General features: G+C 62.3%; 20 protein-coding genes and 1 pseudogene. 9 read left to right on the forward strand and 12 right to left on the reverse strand.

Going from position 1 to position 23,246, the window contains the following annotated elements:
* Positions 1–73: 73 nt before the first annotated feature.
* From ACO550_RS06970 to ACO550_RS06985, 4 genes are read right to left on the reverse strand one after another with little or no spacing between them, the layout of a single operon-like run.
* Positions 74–367, reverse strand: a complete 294-nt coding sequence (locus tag ACO550_RS06970) for a Dabb family protein (RefSeq protein WP_315591573.1) — start codon at positions 365–367, stop codon at positions 74–76.
* Positions 361–1,896, reverse strand: coding sequence for an aldehyde dehydrogenase (NADP(+)) (locus ACO550_RS06975; protein ID WP_315591572.1), 1,536 nt, complete (start codon positions 1,894–1,896; stop codon positions 361–363). The genes ACO550_RS06970 and ACO550_RS06975 overlap by 7 nt, the downstream gene beginning before the upstream one ends.
* Before the next feature lie 4 nt (positions 1,897–1,900).
* Entirely contained in the window at positions 1,901–2,350 is a 450-nt protein-coding gene (locus ACO550_RS06980) for a nuclear transport factor 2 family protein (RefSeq protein WP_315591571.1), read from the reverse strand.
* 33 nt (positions 2,351–2,383) lie between these two features.
* Positions 2,384–3,202, reverse strand: coding sequence for an RraA family protein (locus tag ACO550_RS06985; protein WP_315591570.1), 819 nt, complete (start codon positions 3,200–3,202; stop codon positions 2,384–2,386).
* A gap of 198 nt (positions 3,203–3,400) precedes the next feature.
* On the opposite strand from ACO550_RS06985, the gene ACO550_RS06990 reads away from it, so the two are divergent.
* The 3 genes from ACO550_RS06990 (at position 3,401) to ACO550_RS07000 (ending at position 8,051) form a co-directional block, all read left to right on the forward strand.
* On the forward strand, positions 3,401–4,996 hold the full coding sequence (locus tag ACO550_RS06990) for an IclR family transcriptional regulator domain-containing protein (protein ID WP_315591569.1): 1,596 nt from the start codon (positions 3,401–3,403) through the stop codon (positions 4,994–4,996).
* A gap of 240 nt (positions 4,997–5,236) precedes the next feature.
* Entirely contained in the window at positions 5,237–6,415 is a 1,179-nt protein-coding gene (locus tag ACO550_RS06995; RefSeq protein WP_315591568.1) for a UxaA family hydrolase, read from the forward strand.
* Between the two features lie 37 nt (positions 6,416–6,452).
* Positions 6,453–8,051, forward strand: coding sequence for a UxaA family hydrolase (locus tag ACO550_RS07000; protein ID WP_315591567.1), 1,599 nt, complete (start codon positions 6,453–6,455; stop codon positions 8,049–8,051).
* A gap of 58 nt (positions 8,052–8,109) precedes the next feature.
* On the opposite strand, the gene ACO550_RS07005 is transcribed toward ACO550_RS07000, so the two are convergent.
* Positions 8,110–8,658: a 4-hydroxylaminobenzoate lyase gene (locus tag ACO550_RS07005; RefSeq protein WP_315591566.1), complete on the reverse strand. Its 549-nt coding sequence runs from the start codon at positions 8,656–8,658 to the stop codon at positions 8,110–8,112.
* A gap of 113 nt (positions 8,659–8,771) precedes the next feature.
* On the opposite strand from ACO550_RS07005, the gene ACO550_RS07010 reads away from it, so the two are divergent.
* Positions 8,772–9,752, forward strand: coding sequence for a LysR family transcriptional regulator (locus tag ACO550_RS07010; RefSeq protein ID WP_485994582.1), 981 nt, complete (start codon positions 8,772–8,774; stop codon positions 9,750–9,752).
* 209 nt (positions 9,753–9,961) lie between these two features.
* On the opposite strand, the gene ACO550_RS07015 is transcribed toward ACO550_RS07010, so the two are convergent.
* The 4 genes from ACO550_RS07015 to ACO550_RS07030 all read right to left on the reverse strand — a co-directional run bounded on the left by ACO550_RS07015 (position 9,962) and on the right by ACO550_RS07030 (position 14,183).
* Positions 9,962–10,873, reverse strand: coding sequence for a hydroxymethylglutaryl-CoA lyase (locus ACO550_RS07015; RefSeq protein WP_315591564.1), 912 nt, complete (start codon positions 10,871–10,873; stop codon positions 9,962–9,964).
* 16 nt (positions 10,874–10,889) lie between these two features.
* Positions 10,890–12,281, reverse strand: coding sequence for a tripartite tricarboxylate transporter permease (locus tag ACO550_RS07020; RefSeq protein ID WP_315591563.1), 1,392 nt, complete (start codon positions 12,279–12,281; stop codon positions 10,890–10,892).
* A gap of 33 nt (positions 12,282–12,314) precedes the next feature.
* Positions 12,315–12,812, reverse strand: a complete 498-nt coding sequence (locus ACO550_RS07025) for a hypothetical protein (RefSeq protein WP_315591562.1) — start codon at positions 12,810–12,812, stop codon at positions 12,315–12,317.
* Between the two features lie 81 nt (positions 12,813–12,893).
* Positions 12,894–14,183 carry a hydroxymethylglutaryl-CoA reductase, degradative gene (locus tag ACO550_RS07030; RefSeq protein WP_315591561.1) on the reverse strand — a complete coding sequence of 430 codons (1,290 nt, stop codon included), beginning with the start codon at positions 14,181–14,183 and terminating at the stop codon, positions 12,894–12,896.
* A gap of 129 nt (positions 14,184–14,312) precedes the next feature.
* Here ACO550_RS07030 and ACO550_RS07035 point away from each other — a divergent pair, with 129 nt between their 5' ends.
* Positions 14,313–15,701, forward strand: a complete 1,389-nt coding sequence (locus ACO550_RS07035) for an aminotransferase class I/II-fold pyridoxal phosphate-dependent enzyme (protein WP_315591560.1) — start codon at positions 14,313–14,315, stop codon at positions 15,699–15,701.
* Between the two features lie 133 nt (positions 15,702–15,834).
* Here ACO550_RS07035 and ACO550_RS07040 read toward each other — a convergent pair whose 3' ends face one another.
* Entirely contained in the window at positions 15,835–16,131 is a 297-nt protein-coding gene (locus ACO550_RS07040; protein ID WP_485994584.1) for a tripartite tricarboxylate transporter substrate-binding protein, read from the reverse strand.
* 159 nt (positions 16,132–16,290) lie between these two features.
* Here ACO550_RS07040 and ACO550_RS07045 point away from each other — a divergent pair, with 159 nt between their 5' ends.
* Positions 16,291–17,505, forward strand: coding sequence for a transposase (locus tag ACO550_RS07045; RefSeq protein ID WP_315591559.1), 1,215 nt, complete (start codon positions 16,291–16,293; stop codon positions 17,503–17,505).
* Between the two features lie 26 nt (positions 17,506–17,531).
* On the opposite strand, the pseudogene ACO550_RS07050 reads toward ACO550_RS07045, so the two are convergent.
* Both ACO550_RS07050 and ACO550_RS07055 read right to left on the reverse strand, forming a co-directional pair.
* Positions 17,532–17,837, reverse strand: a pseudogene (locus tag ACO550_RS07050) (Bug family tripartite tricarboxylate transporter substrate binding protein); the annotation flags it as partial.
* A gap of 145 nt (positions 17,838–17,982) precedes the next feature.
* A complete protein-coding gene (locus ACO550_RS07055) occupies positions 17,983–18,903 on the reverse strand; it encodes a LysR substrate-binding domain-containing protein (protein WP_315591558.1) in 921 nt (306 codons plus the stop codon).
* Between the two features lie 471 nt (positions 18,904–19,374).
* Here ACO550_RS07055 and ACO550_RS07060 point away from each other — a divergent pair, with 471 nt between their 5' ends.
* From ACO550_RS07060 to ACO550_RS07070, 3 genes are all read left to right on the forward strand, one after another.
* Entirely contained in the window at positions 19,375–20,313 is a 939-nt protein-coding gene (locus ACO550_RS07060; RefSeq protein WP_485994586.1) for an NAD(P)-dependent oxidoreductase, read from the forward strand.
* A gap of 23 nt (positions 20,314–20,336) precedes the next feature.
* A complete protein-coding gene (locus ACO550_RS07065; RefSeq protein WP_315591556.1) occupies positions 20,337–21,836 on the forward strand; it encodes an aldehyde dehydrogenase family protein in 1,500 nt (499 codons plus the stop codon).
* 82 nt (positions 21,837–21,918) lie between these two features.
* Positions 21,919–23,238, forward strand: a complete 1,320-nt coding sequence (locus ACO550_RS07070) for an MFS transporter (RefSeq protein WP_315591555.1) — start codon at positions 21,919–21,921, stop codon at positions 23,236–23,238.
* Positions 23,239–23,246 lie beyond the last annotated feature (8 nt).

The raw sequence follows: 23,246 nt of genomic DNA on the forward strand, positions 1-23,246 counted from the left end.
AAAAAGGGGCGCCTCTCAACAGGCGCCCCTTTTTTGCATGCCGGCTGCTCGGCGTCAGGCGGTGTAGTTCACCTCAGACGGTGTAGTCCACCGCAGCCCATTCGAAATACGGCTTCAGGTCGGCCACCAGGGCCTGATGCAGCGGGTGGAACAGATAGGCGTCGAGCGCTTGCGCGTCAGCTACTTCCGATTCCAGCACGTAGTCCCAGCAGATCGGGCGGTCCATTTCGTTCTTCCCGAAACGCCAGAACATGATGGCGGGAATGTCCCCGCCCAGCGCGGCCATGCGGGCCGCAAGCGCGGTTTCCAGAGCCGGATCCGGTGCGACGTCGCGCTTGCGCCGAAACAGGACGATATGCCTCAGCATGGCACCCCCTTGCGGTCGGTCAGCCAGGCCGGCGCGTCCTGCAGGGCCACGGGGCGCAGGAAGCGGTCAAGCGCGGCGTAACCCACGGACGTGGTCGATGGCGCGGTCGAGGCCGGGAACGGGCCACCGTGATGCTGCGCAGCGGTGACCGCGACACCGGTCGGCACGCCACCGAACAGCACGCGACCTGCCACTTCGGTAGCGGCACGCACCAGCGCGATGGTGTTGCCGTCCGGTAGCGTGCCGGACGGATCGACGCCCCACAGCGTGACCGTCAGGGAGCCACCCACGGCGCGCAAGACGTCAACGGCTTGTGCCGGGTTATCGATGCGCACCACTAGTGCTGCGGCACCAAAGACTTCCTCGTGCAGGCTGGTGTTCGCAATGAAGTCCAACGCATCGACTTCCGCCAGATGCGGGCGTGGCGCCGCATTGGCGTCGCTTGCGTTGGCTAAGTTGGCTAAGTTGGCTACGTTGGCTACCTCGGCGACCAACGGGCGCACACCGGAAGTATTGCGCCAGCGTGTCACGCCGTTGTCAAAGGCGCGACGGATACCCTGCGTCAGCATCGCGTGCGGTGCAAGGCTGGCAAGGTGCGTGGCCAGTGCATCGACGAACGCGTCGCCAGCCGGGTCTTTCTGGACCACGATCACGCCGGGGCTCGTACAGAACTGGCCGCTGCCCTGGCAGATCGAGCCTGCAAGCGTCTGTGCCAGTTCCGTGCCGCCAGCGTGCAATGCGTCGGGTAGCACGATCACAGGGTTGACGGAGCCGAGTTCACCGAAGAACGGAATGGGACGGGCCCGCTCCGCGGCGATCCGCGCCAATGCCGTGCCGCCAGCGAAAGAGCCAGTGAAGGCAACTGCCGCAATGGCATTCGCCTTGACAAGCTGCACGCCGGTTGCAATCGAAGCGCCTTCGACAAATCCGATCAGTCCGGCTGGTAACCCCTGTGCGGCCAGTACCTGCCGGGCCAAGGCAATGGTCTGGCGCGACAGTTCCGGGTGCGCCGGATGCGCCTTGATCACGACCGGGCAGCCGGCGGCCAGCGCCGAGGCGGTGTCGCCACCAAGCACAGAGAACGCGAACGGAAAATTGCTGGCCGCGAACATCGCCACCGGGCCCAGCGGCACGCGCACGCGGGTCAGGCGAGGGCGGCCAGCGGGCGGTGCGCCGGCGACTGCCGGATCGTCCTGCACTGCAAACGCGCCGCCGCGTTCGGCCACGTCGGCAAAGCCGCGCAACTGGTATGCGGTGCGGTCGAGTTCGCCATTGAGTCGCGCCGTGCCAAGCGCGGTTTCGCGGTCGGCCAGCGGGACCAGCGTTTCACGCGCGACTTCCAGTGCTTCTGCCAGGCTGCGCAGCAAGCGTGCCCGCGTGCCGCCATCGCTGCCCGCCCAGTTGGCTGCGGCAGCCGACGCCTCGGCGACCGCGATGTCGATCTGTTCGGGTGTCGATGCCGCCCACGGTTCGCCGGTCGGCTGGCCAGTGCGCGCGTCGATCGATTGCAAGGTGTTGTTGTCGGTCACGCGCCTACTCGCTCTTGAGGTGATAGCCGCGCGCGGCGTAGTCGAAATCCACCAGTTCGTTGATGGTCGCTGTCTTGTCGGCTGGAGACGCGTAGTAGGCGCGAATCTCCTTGATCTTGCCGGTGGCCGGATCGAAGTCGTACCACTCGGCACCGCGCAATGCGGTGCCGCTCTTGTTCTTCCAGTGCGTCCATTCGATCATGGCTTCGGGCTTGTCGTGGCTGATCAGGATGCGTTCGATGGTCCACTGCGATCCCAGCGTGTCCACGCACCAGATCCATTTCCTTGCAATGGTGTCGGCGGTGCGCCAGGGCACTTCGGGCAGGCCCGCGGGAAAGTAGTGGATCGCGTCGAGCGTAAAGCAATCAACCAGCGCCTGGTAGTCGGCGGCGTTGCAAGCGGCGAAGTAGCGGCGGATCAGGGCGTCGTAATAGTCAGGTGTGAATGTCGTCATGCGGATTCCTTGGCATTCCTGGGGACCGGAGGGTTATCGGCTGTTGGCGGCCACGAGCGGCGCGGCAGGGGCGATCGGCGGGCGCCCGGCGGCAACCCATTCGCGATGCTGGGCGCGCGTGGTTTCGCTGGGCGGATACAGGCCCCACAGTGCTTCGCCCGCTTGTACGCGCAAGGCCAGGTACGCTTCGATATCGTCGCGGCGCTCGCACAGGTCGGCCATTTCCTCGGCCAGATGGGCGGGCACGACCGTGATGTTGTCGCCGTCGCCGTGGATCACGTCGCCGGGATAGATGGCCACGCCGGCGCAGCCAATCGGTACCTGCAGATCGGCCACATGGTGGTAGGAAAGTCGCGTGGTGGCGGTGACACCGGTGCTCCAGATCGGGAAGTCCATCTGCGACAGTTCGGTGCCGTCGCGGAACGTGCCGTCGGTGATCACGCCGCGCGCACCGCGCATCATCATCCGCGTGATCAGCATGTTGCCCATTGACGCGGCACGCCCGTCGCGATTGCTGTCGATCACCAGCACGTGGCCCGGTTCGATCTGTTCCACGCCAACCCACTGCAGGTTGTCGGCGGACGGTTCCGTCGTCAGGTTGCCGTAGACATCGACGTCCTCGCGCGCCGGGATGAAGCGCATCGTGTAGGCGCGTCCCGCGAACGGCTTGATCTTCGCGTTAAGTGCCTTCAGGCCGTGCAGCACAGGCTGGCGGAAGCCCTTGATGTAGAGCTGGGTAGTCAGCGATCCGCTGGTGACCTTGGCCAGGCGGTCCAGTACGGAATCGGGCACATAAGGTGCCGGAGCGTGTTGCGGAATGGTGGTGAGCGGAGCTGGGTTGACGGCGCGCATGCTTTGTCTCGCGGGATGGAATGATGGATTCGTCTCGATTTGTCCCATATGCTGGGACCGTCGCGGCCGGCGCGGATGGCTTTCGTCCTGCCGTTGCCTTGCAGGCATCCTAGACAGCTTTTGGCGGTTTTAGAATGGCCGCTAGCTGACGCCGACAGCGAATCGGCGGCTGATTTCCAAATACTGAGACAAACTGCCATGTCCGCGAATCCTGGTGATGGTACCGGCGCAATCGAGAAGGCCATCGACGTGCTCGAGGCCGTTGGCGCGGCTCCCGATGGGCTGAGCCAGACCGAACTGACCGAACAACTGGCGTTGCCCCGCACGACGATCTACCGCTTGCTGGCCACGCTGGTAGCGCGTGGCATGCTGCGGCGCGACCCGGCACGCAAGGTCTACCGACTGGGCTTCCGCTGTTTCGAGATGGCACGGCAGGCCTACACGATGCCGGACCTCGTGGCGGCGGCCGCCAACGAAATGCGGGGGCTGCGCGATCTGACCGGCGAAACGTGCTATCTCGCGACCCTCGACGGGCTGGAAGTCATTTCGCTGGAACGCTGCGACGGTGCCCATAGCGAGCGTTCGGCCGCGTCTCTGGGCCAGCGCAAGCCATTGCACTGCACCAGCCAGGGCAAGGCGATCCTCTCGGCGATGAACAGTGCCGCGCGCGACTCCATCGTGCGCGAACTGACGCTCAAGGCGTTGACGCCCCTGACGATCACCGACCGTCGCCGCCTGAACGCCGAACTCAACATTACGGCCGCACGCGGCTATGCCATCGACGATGAAGAAATCGTGCTTGGCGTTCGATGCGTCGGCGCGCCCATCGTCGACAGCCAGGGCGCGGTGCGCGGCGCCATCAGCGTGGCCGGCCCGGCCTACCGGCTCACGCGCGAAAGGCTGGAACTCCTGGGTCCCGAGCTTGCCGAGGCAGCGCGGCGTGTTGGCGCGGAAATTGGCGCGCTCAAGCCCGTCGCACCGGGTGGCGCCGTACAGGTAGTGCAGGGGCCCTGGGCGTTCCAGGGTGCTTTCCCGTTCTGGGACGCAGGCGCAAGCCGTCTGCTGTGGGCCGATGTACTGGCGCCGGCTGTCCGCTGTCTCGATGTGGCGCCCGATGGCGCCATGCAATCTCGCGTGCTGGCGCGTCTGGAGTCGCCCATCCGCGCGATGCTGCCGACCGCCGACGGCGTGCTGGCGATCCATGACAACGGCGTGGCCATCGTGGGCACCGATGGTGGCGTGCGGCCCGCGGAAGATTGGCCTGCCTCAGCGCCAAGTGTGATGGCGCTATGCATCGATGCGGACGGCACGCCATGGATGGCTGTGCCGACACAGGCAGGTGGATGCCAGGTGGGCGCCTGGCGTAGTGGGGAAGCGTGGCAACCGCAATGGACGATCGCGGAACGCGTACAGGCGCTGCGCTGGTCCGCGGACGGCGCTCACCTCTATGCCACAACGCCGGAATCAGGTTCGATCCTGATACTCGATCCCGACAGCCGGACAGTGCGCCGGTTGGCCACCGTTCCGAAGGGCGCAGGCAGGCCACACGGGCTGGCGATCGACGATGGCGGCGGTATCTGGACTGCACTGTGCGACGGCTGGAGCGTAATGCGCTTTCTGCCCGACGGCACGCTCGACCGCGTGGTCGGCATGCCGGTGCCGTGCCCGTCAGACGTATGTGTGGGGGGACTCCAGCGCGACCGCTTGTTCATCACGTCATCGCGACAGCAGGTGCCGCTCGATGTCCTGGGCAAGGCTGCGTTGTCGGGATGCCTGTTCGAGCTTCACCTGTAGTGGACATCTGTAGCGGACATCGCATGGCAGGAGCCAATCATCGATAACAATCTTCCGGTTTTTCCATATGCTGGAACTCGCAGGGCGTTGCGCACGGGATCGTCGCGTTCGGTGATTTCGAAACCGTGCGCGGGTCTATAGCATGTCAGTCATACCTCGGGCCGCTGGCCGCGAGGTCGCCATACGCAAAGACAAAGTCCAGGTCGTGGAATGGCCTGGCGATATCGGAGACCCCAATCCATGACCAATGCTGCTAACACTTCGGCGCCCCAGTTTCAGGGATATGTGCGCGCCGATGGCCGCGTGGGCACCCGAAACTATCTTGGCGTGCTGATCGTCGGCAACTGTGCCGCTACCGTGGCACGCAAGGTGGCGGACCATTTCACCGCCGGGCGGCTGGCGGCATTCCCCAACGTGGATGGCGTGGTGCCCTTTATTCACGAACTCGGTTGCGGCATGGAAAAGAGCGGCGAGCCCATGGATCTGCTGCGCCGAACGCTCGGTGGCAGCATCCGCAACCCGAACGTGGCCGGTGCTGTGGTGCTCGCGCTGGGGTGCGACCGGAACAACATCTACGCCTTCCTGGAACAGGAAGAACTGGTGGAAGGCCCGATGCTGCATGCGGTGGTGCTCCAGGAGGTGGGTGGTACCGCCAACGCCATCGATGCCGGCGTGAAGGCCATCGAGGCGATGTTGCCGGCGGCCAACCAGTTCGAGCGCCAGACGGTTTCGGCTGCGCACCTGACCGTCGGCCTGCAGGGCGAGGCGCTCGACGAAGAAGCGTCGCGCGTGCAGGCCGCTATCGGCGCTGCAGCCGACCAGCTCATCGCGGCGGGTGGCACGGTCATCGTCTCAGACACGCCGGCCACCGGTGCCCGGCTTGCGCAGCGCGCCAGGACCGATGTGCTGAAGCAGGAAGTCGAACAGACCATCGTCTGGTGGCGCGATTACACGGCAGGACGCAACACCGCGACGCCGGTCGAGGTTGCCGCCGGCCTGCCGGCCTGGTACGGCACGGGCGCGCTGGACGCGGCCGTAAGGTACGCTGAGCCGCTTACGCAAGCCCAGCGCGGCCTGGTGCTGATGGATTCGCCCGGCCATGAAGCCGTATGTGCCAGCGGGCAGGTAGCGTCGGGCGCAACGCTGCTGTGCGTGGCGCGGCCGGAAGCCACGGGTTTCGGCGCGGCTGCCGTGCCGACGGTCAACGTCGCGGTGACCGCCGCGCAGTTTGCCGATTACGAGGACGACCTCGATATCGACGGCTCGCAACTGGTATCCGAAGGCGCCAGCGCGGAACAGGCCGGCGCGCTGCTGTTGCAGCAGTGGCTCGCGTATGCATCGGGCAAGGAAACACAGAGTGAGTACTTTGGCACGGGCGAATCGAAGTTCATGCCCTGGTCGGTCGGCGTCTTCGCATAAGCCACAAGGTATCAGGCATCAGGCATAAGGAATCCCCATGAACAAGGTAACCGTAGAACCGAAGCCGCTGCGCATTCCGCCAGCCCCAAAGCCTTCCGCCGACGCACTGCGCAACCCGTTTATCCGGCTCGACCCGAAAGACAACGTCGTAGTGGCGCGCGTCGAGGTGGAAGCCGGCACGCTGGTGCCCAACGAGGGCGGTGGTGGCCTGCTGACGCTGCAGATGGTGCCGGCCGGGCACAAGGTGACCACGCGGGCCATTCAGCGTGGCGAGCCGATCCTCAAGTACAACACGGTGATTGGATTCGCATGCGAAGATCTTCCCGCCGGCACTTGGGCGCACAGCCACAACATTGTGTTCGATGCTGTGGTGAAGGACTATCGCCATGGACTGGACTACGTGCCTACGCAAATTCTTCCTCCGGAGAAACGCGCCCGTTTCATGGGTATCGTGCGGCGCGACGGTCGCGTGGCCACGCGCAATGTCGTGGGGATCTTCGCGATCAGCCATCGGGCTGGCGCCGTGGTGCGCAAGATCGCCTCGGCATTCCAGCCGGACGCCATCGCTGCGTACGCGAACATTGATGCCGTGGCAGGCTTTGCCCATGACCAGGGTGCCGGAATGGAACTGAGCGGCGAGCCGATGGCGATGTTGCGGCGCACGCTGGGCGGCACTATCCGCAACGTCAATACGGCTGCCGCGCTGGTAGTGGCCTATGGCGAGGAAGAGAACGAACTGCAGGCGTTCCTGCAGGACCAGGGTCTGGAGCCCGGACCCACGCTGCGCACGCTGGTGATTCGCGAGGCAGGCGGCAACCGCAAGGCCGTGGATGCCGGCGTGGCCATCATTCATGACCTGCTGCCCTATGCCAATCACGTGCATCGCGAGCCGGTCTCGGCCGAGCATATTTCGATCGGTATGCAGTGTGGCGGCTCGGACGGGTTTTCGGGTCTGTCCGCGAACCCGGCGTTGGGACGTGCCATGGAACTGCTGATCGAGAATGGCGGCACGGCGATCCTGTCAGAGACGTCGGAGATTTTCGGCGTCGAGCATACGCTGACGGCGCGGGCCCGCACACCGGAGGTCGGCCAGAAGCTGGTCGCGCGCATCGACTGGTGGCTGCGGTACAACGCCGGCCGCGACACGCAGATCAATGGCCAGGTCAGTCCGGGTAACAACGCAGGCGGGCTGGCAAACGTCCTTGAAAAGTCATTGGGCGGCGCCAAGAAAGGCGGCAATGCACCGCTGATGGAGGTGTACGAGTACGCTGAAACCGTCACGCAGCACGGCCTTGTCTTCATGGATACACCGGGTTACGACCCGGTTTCCGCGACAGGACAAATCGCGGGTGGCGCCAACCTGATCTGCTTTACCACTGGCAGGGGCTCATGCTTCGGCTCCTTGCCGGCGCCGACCATCAAACTGGCGAGTAATACGCCAATGTACGTCCGGATGGAAGCGGACATGGACATCAACTGCGGCCCGATCATCGACGGTGACGCCACGATTGAGCAGATGGGCCGCCAGATTTTTGAGCAGATCCTCGAACACGCCTCTGGCACGAAGACCAAGAGCGAGGCGCTTGGGGTGGGGCAGCACGAGTTTGTGCCCTGGCCCGTGGGTGTCACGGTCTGACTCGTCGCCTGAAACGCCGCAAGCGCTTGAACGCTTGCTAAGCGAACCCCAACATGACTTACTCCTGCGGAGCATCGACGTAAGAAATCCGGCCGGACGGCAGGAAGAACAACGCGATAACGGCGCCACCCTTTGCTTCCGGATAGTGATGGCTGCCCGGCGCGGGTGCGGTCCAGCCGCCAGCGCACCAGCCGTTCGGCCCGTTCAGGGCGGCGCCCGGGTTCAGGGGCACCACCATATTGAACTCACCGTACGGGTGGCCATGGTATTGGCCCCGGAAACGATGGTCGGGATGGCCCTGCTGATTGTTAGCGCTGTCTATATACACCGCGGTGATGCTGAAGTGGAGGGTACGCTCCGAAGGCTCCGCGATGCGACTGCGACGGTAATGTGAGCCTTCAATCTCGATATTGGCGGCCCAGCCGTCCTCCACGCCCTTCCTTACCATGGCCGACAGCGTCTGGAACAGATCGCTGTGTGGCCCGTACTTCTGGTTCAGCCAGCGCTCGACCGCAGCGTCAGTGGTCAGGTCCTTCACTTCTTCAAGAAAGGGGATGCACTGCTCGATCAGTGCTTGTTGGTCGCTGTTCAGTGTTTCGGTCGTCATGGTGTCGTCTCCTGTCCAATGGCTGGACGCCATCATGCGCCGGCTGTGAATTGAATGGAATTGATGTCTGTGCAATAGCATAATGAATGCCATTCAATGAACAAGGCGCCATCATGAGCATCGGACGCATGGACCTGAATCTTCTGAAAGTGTTCGAGGCCATCTATGAGGAACGGAATCTGATTCTGGCGGGCAAGCGACTCCATCTCACGCAATCGGCGGTCAGTCATGCGCTCCGGAGGCTGCGCGAGGTGGTCGGCGATGAACTCTTCATACGGATGGGGAAAGGCATGGTGCCGACTGGCCGCGCCACGGCGATGGCGCCAATCCTGCTGGAGTCGCTACGCCGTATCGAGAACGCCTTGGGTGTGGACCCGTTCTCCCCAGATCAATCACGGCGCCAATTCGTCATTGCAGCGAACGATCACGTCACGGAGGTGCTTATTGCCCCGTTGTCGCGTGAACTGCGAAAGGTTGCGCCGGGCGTGGACCTAGTCATTCGGCCGTCGACGCGGCTGGACCTTGCAGAGCAGATCGATCTGGGACGCATTGATCTGGCCATCGGCATCTTCTCCCAGGTGCCTGCCCGGCTGAACTCGCGCACCCTGATGACCCAGGGAGAGTCCATCTTGATGAGCAAGGGTCATCCCGCTTCACGTCGGAAGCTCAAACTCCAGGATCTGACGAAATATCCGCTCGTAACGTTGTCTGTCGGCGGGCTGGAGGAAGGTGCCGTCGGAGGATTCATCGTCGAACGCGGCCTTGCACGCCAGTCCGAGATGTTCGATCGACGTGCGTTGGAGCAGGCGCTGCTTCAGTCGAAGGAAGCGCCGCGGCTAAGAGTCACCGTCCCGCACTCGCTCGCCATTCCGGCACTGCTTCGTGATACGGACATGCTGTCGATCGTGCCCGCGTCACTGGCCATCGCACTCGCAAAAGGCGGCGACCTGGTTCGCCGCGATCCGCCATACGAAGCGGGTACCGAACTCATGCGAGCGGTCTGGCATCGCCGCAACGATGAAGATGAGGGGCACACCTGGCTACTCGAGATGATTGCGATGACGGCCCACACCGTTGAAAAGGCTCTGAAGTAGTGCGTAGAAACTGACTGTAAATTGCACAGTCGCTTAAGCCAGGTAGAGGTTGCTGCCCACCCTTGGTGGTCTCCCCTCTCCCGCCCGGCGGGAGAGGGGCGGGGGAGAGGGTCAGCGGTGCAAGCTGAGACAGGTCGCCATTTGAACCGCATGCCCTCACCCCCAACCCCTCTCCCGCGTACGGGAGAGGGGAGCTGGACGCGACCCTATCAAGCGCCGGCTGATCGTGAGCCGGGCAGCAGCGCGCGTCCCGCCCGCGACATATTGATTCGACCCAGTGCGCGGCTGATGAAGTCTCCGACTTCGGCCAGCTTCACAAGATCGACACCAGTCTCGTAGCCCATGCCGTGCAATAGGAAAACCACGTCCTCGGTTGCCACGTTGCCGCTGGCACCCGCGGCGTAGGGGCAGCCACCCAAGCCTGCAACCGAACTGTCGAAGGTACGCAGCCCCATTTCAAGCGAAGCGGCAATGTTGGCGATTGCCATGCCGTACGTATCGTGGAAGTGGCCAGCGAGCTGGGTCGCAGGAATCTGGCGTAGACAGGCATCGAGTAGTCGACGCGTGGCGTCTGGAGTGCCGCGGCCGATGGTGTCGCCGAGTGAGATTTCATGGCAGCCCATCTCGAGCAACCGGTGCGCCACGTCCACTACCTGTTCCGGCGAGACATCGCCTTCATAGGGACACCCCAGGACGCAGGATACGTAGCCGCGCACGCGGATGCCTGCGGCCACTGCGGCGCCCGTAACTTCTTCGAAGCGATGCAGGCTTTCCTCGATCGAACAGTTGATGTTCTTTTGCGAGAAGGCCTGAGATGCCGCCCCGAATACAGCCACTTCCTTGCAGCCGGCCTCGATTGCTGCGTCCAGGCCTTTCCGGTTAGGTGTCAGTGCGCTGAAATGAAGGTCGTGCCGCCGGGGCAACCTGCGCATGACATCCGCGCTGCCAGCCATCTGCGGCACCCACTTGGGCGAGACGAAGGAGGCCGCTTCAATGTGAAGCAGTCCGGCGTCGACGAGGCGTTCGATGAGTAATACCTTGGTGTCGACGTCGATGTTGCGGGATTCGTTCTGCAGGCCGTCGCGCGGCCCTACCTCGACGATCTTGATGGCCTCGGTCATTCCGGTTCTCCGCGCTTCATTGTCCGGCCAGCTTGAGCAGAGCCGGCACGGTCAGCACCGCCGTGTAGTAGCCCATGAATTGCACGCCGGTATTGAAACCGATGATGCGGGACAGCAGTCCGCCAAGCAGGCCCATGGTCAGGATTACCAGCAGACCGACCAGCCCGCCTTCCCAGACGCTGATGACCAGGATGAGTCCCACGAATGTGCCGATAATGGCCTCGTGCGAAATCTTGCGCGACACGAACAACGCGGAACGGCGTGCATAGTTCATCGCGAACGGGTAGGCTACCAGCGAAGCCAGCAGGACCGAAAGCAGTCCATATCCCAGGAATTCCCAGTGGCTGAGCAGGTTGTGCAGGTTGTGCGTCTGGCCCGAGCCGGCGTTGACGGTGAAGACCGGCGGCGCATTGAACAACGGGGCGGCCGGGCCGGCGGCGACCGGGCTCAGCGGCAGGCCGAAGGCAATCAGGGGAATCAGCGCTTCGGCAATGTAGGTGGCTTCAGTCACGCCATTGCGCACGCTCAGTACCGTGGTCAGGCGGTGATAGGCGTGGCGGATACGGGCGCCCACCAGTTCACCCAGCACCACGGTCATGGCGACCGGACTGAACACGAACGTCGCGCTCGACACGGCTGCGGCACCGAGCGTCCATTTCACCTGGCTCTTGTCCAGCACGCGTGCGGGATTCGGAAAGTAGCCTGACCAGCCTTTGACATCGGGCGCGAGCGCAAACGTACGAACCTTGTCGCGCCGCATGCGGATGCGTTCCTTGGGCGACAGCAGCGAGAACAGGTCGGCGATCAGCGGTCCGATAGCGATCCCGAGGAAGTAGCTGATGCTCAGCTTGGTGCCGAACTTGGCGGTCAGGGCCTGCAACGCGACAATCACGACGACGAACGGCACCAGCGTTGCAACCGACGCCCACTTGCCTGACGAGCAATACGCAATGATGACCGCCGCCACGACGAAGATCCACGGCGCTGCCTTGGTGATGGTGGGGCCGAATGGTGCGAGCAATACGGCGAACAGGACCGCCAGTGGTACCGCGACGAACGCGGCAATGATGGCGCCGGAGATCATCTTGCGCAGCGCGATATGGGGCACGCCAAGATTGCGCAGGTGATTGGCGTCCTGCAGCAGTGGCGTAGCCATCGTGTCGCCGGGGATGCCAAGCAGGGCGGTCGGAATGGCGTGCGTCATGTGCTTGGCGACCGCACCTGCCAGGAAGAATGTAAATACGCCTTCCGGGGGTACGCCGAGCAGCACGACGAGTAGCGTCAGTGGTGCCAGCGTGGTGGTCTCGTCGGTTCCTGAAATCAGGCCGATGGCTGCAAACGCTACTGCGCCAGCCAGGCCCATGCCTGCCGCGATAAGGATGTGCGACAGCAATGCTGATTCGATCATGATGCGTCTCCGATGAATATAGGCAGGCTTGGGTCAGGCGCTTCGATCAGCCAGCGCTGGGGCTGGCTTCACGGGGCTATCGCTTGCGCTATCGGCTGCCTTTCGGCTGATGCCGGGCTCGCTGGAGGCGAACAGGTCGAACAGTTGCAGCTCCTTCAATTCCTGGACGGCGGCTGGCGGAAGATCCGCGATGGAACCGAGGCCGCCTGGTTCCATGGCGAGGCTGGCGAGGACTTCTTCGCGCCAGCTCGGGTCCGATGGTTCGCCCTCGATGACTTCGCGCTTGGGGGAGAACAGCGCTGCGCAAAGCACGCCCGCAACCAGGCAACCGACCAGACCCGCCAGCATGGCGTACGCTCTCGCCAGTTCGGGGGAGCTGACAAGGCTGGTAAGGAGACGCGCCGCGACCAGGAATCCTCCAAGGCTGACGGCTCCACCGATCACGATTGACCAGGCCAGGTGCCAGATGTCGGCGGTGTCGCCCCACACTTCGATCAAGCGCGGGGGCGCCGATTTGTCGTTGGTATTCATCGGTTGTCTCCTTGATGATGTCACCTGGGCCGGAAGTTCGGCCTGGATGCTCACCGGTTTTATGTTCTACCGCGTTGGTATTCAGCGCGCGGCGCGCAGTTCCGCCAGCAATTCCACGGCGCGATCCGTCCGTACGTCGTGTTCACTGGCTAAACGCTTGGCGATAGCGTCGACCTCATTGCCTACGGCGCCGGCGACCAGCGCGATGTTGCGCGCATGCAGCGCCATGTGGCCGCGCTGGATGCCTTCCGTAGCCAACGCGCGCAGGGCGCCGAGGTTCTGCGCGAGACCCACAGCCACGGCGATCTCACCAAGCTCCTGCGCGGATTTGACGTCCAGGATTTTGAGTGCCGTGCGTGCCAGCGGATGCGTCTTCGTGGCGCCGCCCACCAGCCCCACCGGCATCGGCATCTCGATCGTGCCCACCAGCGCACCGCTAGTATCTTTCTCCCAGTGGGTCAGGGACGTATAGCGTCCGCCCCGGCATGCATAGGCGTGAGCACCGGCCTCTACCGCGCGCCAGTCGTTGCCGGTTGCAACGATCAGCGGATCGATCCCGTTCATGATGCCCTTGTTATGGGTGGCTGCGCGATACGGGTCAATGGCGGCGAACGTGTATGCGTCGATCACGCCTTCGATGATTTCGGCGCCGCTGCGCTCTTTGGTGGCGAGCACCGTTTCAGTCAACCGTACGCGCGCCCGCGCCAAGCGCAGGTCGGCGAGGTTGGAAAGAATCCGCAGGCGTACCGAACCGCCGGTCAATTTCTCGACCAGAGGCGATACGGCTTCGGCCATCGTGTTGACGGTATTGGCGCCCATTGCGTCGCGCACATCGACGATCAGGTGCATCACGATCATGGGGCCGCGAGGCGTATCGGGAAACACGTGGACTTCAATGTCGCGGCAACCACCGCCAAGTCCGATCAGCACCTTGTCGCGGCTGTTGGCCACAGCCAGGATCTCGTCGCGCTGCTTCAGCAAAGCCAGTCGTGCGCCATAGGGGTCGCCGATGCCCAAGACCTGCACCTGGGCGCGCATCAGTGGGCCAGTGCTCGACGTCTCGAAGCCGCCACACTCGCGCGCCAGTTTCGCCATGTACGACGCCGCCGCCACCACGGAAGGCTCTTCCACCACCATCGGCACCAGAACATCGCGGCCATTGACCTGAAAGTATCCAGCCACACCGAACGGCAGTTCAAAGGTGCCAACCACGTTCTCGATCATGCCATTGGCGAGGTCGACCCCGAGGTCTCCGGGCTGGGAGATCAGCCGGACTTCCGCCGACGTCAGCCCTGCGGCGGTTGCAATATGCTCAAGACGCTGTGCCGGGGTCAGGGCGCGAAAATTGGGCAGGACGGAACTGGCAGCCATTTGTGTCTCCATGCAGTGGTGGCTCAATATGGCAGACAGATTAGGCAAACTGTACCAGTGGGTAAAGGTACAATTTTCCGGGACAATTGGTATTCTTCAGTTCATTGCCTACCTCCGGCTGGACTTCATATGGCCCCCAAAGCGCCTTCGTTGGCAGTTACTCTCGCGGATTCCCTTGCCAGACAGATCGCCGAGGGCGCCTACGGCGTAGGTGAGCGCCTGCCATCGCTACGCGACGTGGCTGCCATGCATGGCTACAGCAAGAACACGGTCGTCGCCGCTTTCGAGTTGTTGGTCGAGCGTGGGCTGGTGGAACCGCGACGCGGTGCCGGTTATTTTGTTTTGGCCGGCGTGGCAAAGGCCACTCACGAAGACGATGCCGGATCGCTTGGCCGTGCGATGGACATCGTCTGGCTGATGCGTGAGCAACTGAAGAGCCGTCCCGATGTACTGTCGGTAGGCGATGGTTTTCCGCCTGTCGAATGGCTGGCGGAAACCCGCCTGGACAAATATCACCATAAGGTGGTGCGCACCGGCCTGGGCGCCTTGTTCCGCTACGGGAATCGTTTCGGCTACGAGCCATTGCGCATCCATCTCGTACGCAAACTGGCGGCGATCGGGATCGGTGCCGATCCGAACCAGATCGTACTCACACACGGCGCAAACGATGCACTCGACCTGGTAATCCGCTATTTCGTGCCCGCCGGCGCCGCAGTCCTAGTCGACGATCCAGGGTATTACCCGCTCTTCGGCAAGCTCAAGCTGGCAGGCGCCAAAATTATTGGCGTACCGCGGCTGCCCGATGGGCCTGATATCGAGGCGCTGGAGCGACTACTGACGACCGAGCGCCCCAGGCTCTTCTTCACGCAATCCGTGGCGCACAACCCTACGGGATCTGACTTGTCGGCAGCCAAGGCTTATCGGATTCTGCAGCTCGCGCAGCGGTTCAACCTGCTGCTGGTGGAAAACGATGCGCTGGCTGATTTCAAGCCGCCATCACTCCCAAGGCTTTCCGCGCTGGACCAACTCGAGCGCACCATCTATGTGGGAAGCTTCTCCAAATCCTTCTCCGCTGCGCTACGCGTGGGGTACATCGCATGCGGATCGGGATTGGCCTGCGACCTCGCAGACCTCAAGGCGCTGATCCATGTCAGCAGCTCGGAATACTGCGAGCGGACAGTCGACGTGATTCTCAGCGAGGGGCATTTCCAGCGCTATATCACGCGCCTGCGCTCGCGTCTGGCCCATGCCACGGAGAAGGCCTTGACGTTGTTCGACCGGCTGGACGCCCGCGTCTTTGCCCGGACAGAAGAAAGTCTTTACCTGTGGGGTGCGCTTCCTGGCGTGGATGATTCGCTGCCGGTCGCCGAGCAGATGCTGGCAAGGAAAGTCATGATGGCGCCGGGCCGCGTCTTCTGCGTTGACTCCGAGGCGACCTCGCCGTGGTCGCGCTTTAACGTGGGGGCGGTCATGGATCCGCGGTTCGAGGCGGCGGTCAGGGGCGTCATGGGCGGCTAGGGGCTGCCGTAACAGGCGAGCTGCGCGCCGTTCTCTGTTCCCGATATTTCGTTGGCTCAAGCAAAAAAAGCCCGGCGAGGAGCACGGGCGGGAAAGGAGAACGACTTGGGCGATGGGTATCAAACGGTGCCGTTCACTGCTTCAAGTTAAGCGAGGCCATGAGCTTCTTGAAGCTTTCGCTTTGTCGAAGGATGGCTGCTGAGAATTCAGGCGTGTCCGCGTAGGCCATCGTGAGGTTCTGCTTCTGGACAGTCTCCTTGAACGATGGCGTTTCAGCAATCTTCCTCGCGGTTTCGCGCAGCTTGTTTACCACCTCGGGTGGCGTCGATCTTGGTAGCGCAATACCCCGCCATACGCTGTACTGCAGGTCCATGCCGCGCTCCTTGAACAGGGGCGCGGCAATCCTCCCCCGTTCAGGGGGAGGAAGGATAGCGTGGACGGCGAAGCCGTCCTTTTAGGAGTCGTCTTCTGCGTCGAACTCAACCAACGCTGATTCGAAGTCGGCGCGCACGCTTACGAAGACAGCACAATGCCGTCCGTTGCCGAATGTCAATGTCTCTGCTCATCGACCACTTGTACCATGTGGCCGATGCAACGACTCCAAGCCTTCAGATTCGTACTGATGCCCACCGGCGACCAGGCGCGCAAGATGCGTCAGTTCGCGGGCGCGTGCCGTTTCGTCTACAACAAGGCGCTGGCGTTGCAGAAAGAGAACCACGAAGCGGGGGGCAAGTTTATTGGCAAGTTCGCAATCGGGAAGCATCTGACCGAATGGCGAAACAGCGCTGAGACGCCATGGCTCTCGGACGCTCCGCGTCATGCGCTCATGATGGCGACACAGGCATGTGATCAAGCTTTTCGGAATTTCTTCGCCAAGCGCGCGAGCTTTCCCCGCTTTAAGCGCAAAGGCGAGGGCGACGGATTTCAGTTTCCTGACAAGAATCAGATCGAGGTCGATGGCAGCAACGGGCGTATCAAGGTTCCGAAACTCGGCTGGCTGCGCTACCGCAACAGCCGTATGGTGCTGGGCGAGGTTCGTAGTGCAACTGTATCGCTACGGGCGGGCAAGTGGTACGTGTCCATTCTCACGCTGCGCGAGGTCGAGCAACCGGTCCCGCACGGACCGGCCGTCGGCATCGACGTCGGCGTGGTGCGTTTCGCGACCCTGAGCGACGGCTCGTATATCTCGCCGCTCGCGAGCTTCAGGAAGCACGAACAGCGACTTGCGAAATATCAGCGCCGCATGGCGCGCAAGGTCAAAGGTTCATCGAACTGGAAGAGGACGAAGGCCCGCATCCAACGCATCCATGCGCGCGTCGCTAACGCGCGGGCAGACTTCCTGCACAAGGCGTCGAACACGATCAGCAAAAACCACGCAATGATCGCCATCGAGGACCTGCAGGTTCGCAATATGACCAAGTCTGCAAAGGGCACCGCTGACGCTCCGGGACGTAATGTCCGCGCGAAATCGGGCCTGAACAAAGCCATTCTGGACCAGGGATGGGGCGAGTTTCGTCGGCAACTGAAGTACAAGACGGCATGGCGCGGTGGCTTTTTCGTTGCCGTACCTGCGCACAACACGAGCAGAACGTGCCCGAGCTGCGGTCATGTTTCAGCTGAGAACCGTAAGACGCAGGCGCTGTTCGTCTGTGTCCAATGCGGGTACAAGAACAACGCCGATCACGTCGGCGCGATCAGTATTTTAGAGCGCGGAAAGCGCTTGTTAGCCTGTGGAGAGCCGGTGCAGTCGGGCCGCTCGAAGAAGCAGGAACCCACCGAGGCGACTCAGGCCCTCGCGGCCTAAGCGCGGAAGGAATCCCCGTCGTCGTTTAGGGCGGGGAGGATTTCAAGATTCATGCCGCCGAGATACAGCGTGTAGCCATCAGGCGCGGCACGCGCGACGAATGTCGACGCAATGGTTGTGGCGCCGCCAGGCCTGTTGTCGATGACGACTGGCTGCCCTAACTCCTTGCCGAGCTTGTCGGAAACGATGCGTGCGACTGCGTCGGCAGCGCCGCCAGGAGGGAAAGGAACCACAAGGCGAACCGGCCTGCTGGGCCAGTTGTCTTGCGCTACTACGGTCCCGGCAACGCAGATCAATGCCACAGGGACAATCTTCTTTACCAACGACTTCATGAGGCTCTCCAAAAGCATCGGCGGCACGCACGGTCCATTTCGTGCGGTGGTGCGCTGATAGCTGCGAATATTAGAGAGCGGATCAGGAAAGAAAAAGGCGATCAGATGTGACTCTATGAGTAAGAAAAACCTTCTCTCGCCATGTTCATGAAGCAGTCAGTGCGGCTTCGGGAGGCACTGCTGCTTCAAGAGCGTTCAGCACCGCCCGCACTGCGGGGCGCCGTGCAGCGCCCTTGGGCAGCGCGACAAAAATGCGCCTGTTAAGGATTGGACGGATAGGTATGGTGCTGAAGTCCGGATCGTTGCTAATGGCCTTGAGCGCCAACTGGGGAAGCACGGAAACGGCGCATCCAGTGCGCACGATCTCCAGGGTGGCGCTCATATTCCTGCAACTGCTCATGACCCGAGGTGTGAACCCCGCTGCATGGAAAGCGTTGAGCAGGAAGTCGTAGTAGGTAACCGCAGTCTGGTTCAGCGCCCAACGTTCGTGGGCGAGTTCCGAGAGTTGGATTGATCGCTTGCCTGCGAGTTTGTGGTCGGCGGCAACCACGGCTTCGAAGTGGTCGGTACAGAGGGGATGGAACTCCAGGAGAGTCGCGAGGTTCCCCGCGCTGACCAGGTCGTCGACCACCGCAAGGTCCATCTTCTTCGATGCAGCAGCCTTAAGGCCGTCAGCAGGTTCCAGTTCCTGAATGCTCACGTTCAGTTGCGGATGTTCGCTTGCCAGCCTGGCAATGGCGTGGGGCACGACCGTCGACGCCAGGGACCCGAACGCAGACAGCCGGATGTCTCCCGATATCTGCGTGTTGGCGGCAGCCAGCTCCGCCTCGATGTCTTCGACGAGCTCGAACAACTCCGCGGCACGCGCAACCAGGCGACGTCCTGCAGGGGTCAGCTCGACGCTCCGGCCGGAACGTTCGAATAGAACCGTTTCGAGTTCCTCTTCAAGCAGAGCGAGTTGCTGGGACACTGCTGGGCGAGTGAGATGCATCGCTTCCGCCACAGCAGAAATTGTTCCCAGCACCGAAAGCTCATGGAGCAGATGCAGTCGACCAAGATGAAGCATGACAACCCTTCGTGAAATGAAGCTCGAGTAATCGAGGTTTACCCTAGTCTGCGAAACAGGATAAAAAAATCTTCCTGTTATTGGTGCGCCAAATCTGTGCACGTACCGGTCCACGCACACCTCACTTTGCGCGCGTTGCTACCCCGTCCTCTGCTGCAGGGCGACAGAAGCTCGAGACCAAGTCCCAACTCCCGCAAGGCTTAACGGCAAGCGGGCTTTCCCACAAAGCGAGGCCTTTGCTTCCGCTTTGCTTTTCTGCGCCGCACAAATTCCTGCACTCCGCTGGGGACGCTCGTTCGTCCAAAAACGTGCAATGCAAATGGTAAGTGAAATTTACGCATAGCGTCATAAATGGTCGTCTTTTTTTTCCATTTTTCGCTGTCTATAGTTTGTCGCACCAGACAGCAAATGCATATGCAAAGCGCAGTGAATGCGCAACAAGCGAGGTGCCAGACCAGCCTCGCCATGCATATGAAACTGGCGCCAGGTCTCTCAAGTTTTCGGAGGTTTAATTCAATGAAGGTCGCTTTTATCGGTGTGGGTCGTATGGGTTCGCGTATGGCCGCTCGTCTTATCGAAGCCGGGCACGAAGTCCGTGTGTTTGACCCGAACCAGCAGGCAGTGCAGGAACTGGTGGCCAAGGGCGCAATTGCCGCGGGCCAGCCGTCCGAAGCAGCCGAAGGCGCCGAACGTGTGCTGCTGAGCCTGCCCAGCCCAAAGACGCTGCGCGATGCAGTGACCGGAGCCGCCGGTGTGCTCCAAACGATTCCGCGTGGCGCCATCATCATCGACTTCAGCACTGTCGATCCGGCAACTACCAAGGACATTGCTGCCACTTGCGCCAAACAAGCCGTGGAGTTCCTGGACGCGCCGGTGAGCGGTGGTGTGCTGGGTGCAGCAAATGGCAAGCTCGTCATCATGATTGGCGGAAAGGCCGAAGTCATCGACCAGGCACGCGCTGTACTCGATGTTCTGGCGACCCGCATCGTCCACTGTGGTGACACCGGCGCAGGCCAGTTGACCAAGCTGAGCCATAACCTGCTGACCGCCATCAATACGGTCGCGCTTGGCGAGGTTCTCGCTGCGAGCGTGAAGGCCGGTGCCAACCTCTCCGTGCTGTGTGATGTGTTCGGTGCGGGTCTGGCCGGCAGCAAGATGCTGGACTACCTGCCCAAGACGCTGTTCACCGAAGAGCGCCCGGCGAACTTCGCCATCGACCTGATGCACAAGGACATCACGCTCTGCCTGGAAGAGTTCTCGAATCTGCCGATGCCTCTCGGCCAGCTGGTGCGCCAGACCTACAACGCGGCCCGCGCCAAGGGTCTGGGTGGCAAGGACTCCACCAGCGTCAACGAACTGTACGAAGAACTGCTCGGCGTTCGCCTGAGCCTGCAGTCGGCCAATCAATAAGTCTTGAGTCAGTGAGGAATTCCGTGAATAGCCCCGTTGAAATGAAGCAACCCGAAGTCATCGTGCCGGCAGCTGGCAAGACCGGCCTGTTGGTGAACGGCGAATGGACTACGCCGAAGAAAGGTCGCACGCTGGATGTTGAAAATCCGTGCCGTCGGACGGTCATTACCACTATCGGTGCGAGCGACGCTGACGATGTAGATGCGGCGGTGGCCGCCGCAGCAGCAGCGTTTCCGAAGTGGCGTCGTCTCGCATCGCGCAGCCGCGGTGCGCTGCTGACTGAATTGGGCAACCGTATCAGTGCCAATGTGGAAGAAATCGCCCGCGTTCTGGCCGCCGAAACCGGCAATGCCCTGCGCACGCAGAGCCGTCCGGAAGTGCAGAGCGCCGCCGAGGTGCTGCGCTACTACGGCGGTGTGGTTGCTGAGCAAAAGGGTGAAACGCTGCCGCTGGGCCCCGGCCTGTTCAGCTACACCACGCGCGAGCCCCTGGGCGTTGTCGGGGCCATCATTCCCTGGAACTCGCCGCTCGTGCTGGCCGCAGTGAAAATTGGCATGGCACTTGGCACCGGCAACACGCTGGTACTGAAGCCGGCAGAAGATGCGCCGCTGGCTGTTCTGAAGGTGGCCGAACTGGCTGCGGACCTGTTCCCGGCCGGCGTATTCAACGTTGTTACCGGCACCGGTATCGACGCGGGTGCGCCGCTGTCCAGGCACGCGAACGTCGCCAAGGTGTCGTTCACGGGTTCACTCGAAGTTGGCCAACTGGTCGCTCACGCCGTGGCAGACCGTATTGGCCACGCCACGCTGGAACTGGGCGGCAAGAGCCCTTGCATCGTATTTCCGGACGCAGCCACGCCGGAACACATCGATGCCACCGTGAATGGCGTGATCGCAGCAATGCGTTTCGCGCGCCAGGGGCAATCGTGCACAGCGGGCTCCAGGTTGTACGTCCACAAGGACGTCTTCGACACCGTCATGACCAGGGTAGTGGCGAAGGTAAATGAACTGCGCATCGGCGACGCTCTGGACGAGCGTACCGACATCGGCGCAATCATCAACGCCGAGCGCTACAAGGAAGTGCGCAGCTTCATTGCCGAGGCCGTCGAGGCTGGCGCCAAGACGCTGACCGGCTCGGTGCCGCCGGCAGTCGAGCAAGCGGACGGCTTCTTCCCTGGCCCCGTCATCTTTACCGGCATTGACAACAGTTGGCGGGTCGCCCGCGAAGAAGTGTTCGGCCCGGTCCTGGTTGCCATCCCGTTCTCCACGGAGCAAGAAGTGGTGCAGTGGGCGAACGATACGGTGTACGGCCTGGCGGCGTATGTGTTCACGAACGACCTGACCACCGCGATGCGCGTCACCGAGCAGATTGATGCGGGATGGCTGCAGGTTAATCGTGCCGGCGGCCAGATTCCTGGCATGTCGTATGGCGGTGCGAAGCAAAGCGGTATCGGTGCCGAGTACTCGATTGAAGGCGCGTTGGAAAGCTACACATCGCGCAAGAGCGTAACCATCAACGTCTGACGGTAGGTCCGCTGGTCGGCATCCCCTGCCGTGTTGATGCCGACCAGCGTGTATCAGAAAGCCCCACGAAGCGGAGTTTGGAATGAATGCACACACTACAACAGCCCACAATGTCGGACGCACCCGAACCGAGCGTTCGGCATCGACCAAGGCTGCGCTCGGTTCGTTCATCGGCACGACTGTCGAATGGTACGACTACTTCCTCTACGGTACGGCGGCTGCCCTCGTCTTTCCGAAAGTCTTCTTCAACGGGCTCTCTCCCGAATTCGCAACGTTCGCCTCGATGGCGTCGTTCGCTGTTGCATTCATCATCCGTCCGCTCGGCGGCATGATCATCGGTCACTTCGGCGACCAGATGGGTCGCAAGAAGCTGCTGGTCTTTACGCTGGTGCTCATGGGCCTTTGCACCGCGGCAATTGGCATCCTTCCGTCGTTTGAGACGGCGGGCTACTGGGGGCCTGGTCTGCTTATCCTGCTGCGTGTGTTCCAGGGCTTCGCCTTGGGCGGCGAGTGGGGCGGCGCAGCGCTGATGTCCGTCGAACACGCGCCGGACGGTAAGCGTGGATTGTTTGGCAGCACCATGCAAATGGGCGTGCCGGCTGGCCTGCTTGTGTCGTCGGGCGCATTCGCACTCGTCTCGATGCTCCCGGACGATCAGTTCTATGCCTGGGGATGGCGCCTGCCGTTCCTGTTCAGCCTGGCACTGCTCGCGGTGGGTATGTATATCCGTCTGCAGGTGAGCGAGCCGCCCGCATTCGAGAAGCTGGCCAAGACGGGCGAGGTTTGCAAGGCTCCGCTGAAAGAGGTTTGGGCCAACGAAAAGAAAAAGACCCTGGTGATGGTCTTCTTCCAGAGCGTTGCCAATGTCGGCTACTTCCTGATTACGGTGTATGCGCTGACCTACATCACGGAAACGCTCCACCTGCCCCGTAGTCTTGCGTCGACGGCACTGCTGGTTGGCGCTGCAGTTGACCTGTTCATGCAACCCGTATTCGGCGCGCTCTCCGACAAGATTGGCCGGCTGAAAGTGTATGGCTTTGGCGCGATTTTCCTCGGCGTCTATGCGTTCCCGCTGTTCTGGCTTCTGAACACAGGGAACCCCGCCTTGATTGTGCTGGCCATTACGCTCGGCCTGGGTATCGGCCACGCTTCGACCGGCTCGCTTCACGGCGTCATCTATGCCGAGCAATACCCGACGCGTTATCGCTTCAGCGGCGCCTCGACCGCATATCAACTGTCCGGAATCATCTCTAGCGCTCCGACTCCCCTGATTGCCGCCTGGCTGGTAGCGCAGACCGGCACCTCGCATGCGGTTTCCTGGTTTGTAGTCGTCGCCGCAGTGATCTCGCTGGTGTGCGTACTGCTTGCCAAAGAGACCTACCGCGACCCGATTGACGCCTGAGGAGCCGG

This window comes from Cupriavidus sp., assembly GCF_057315035.1.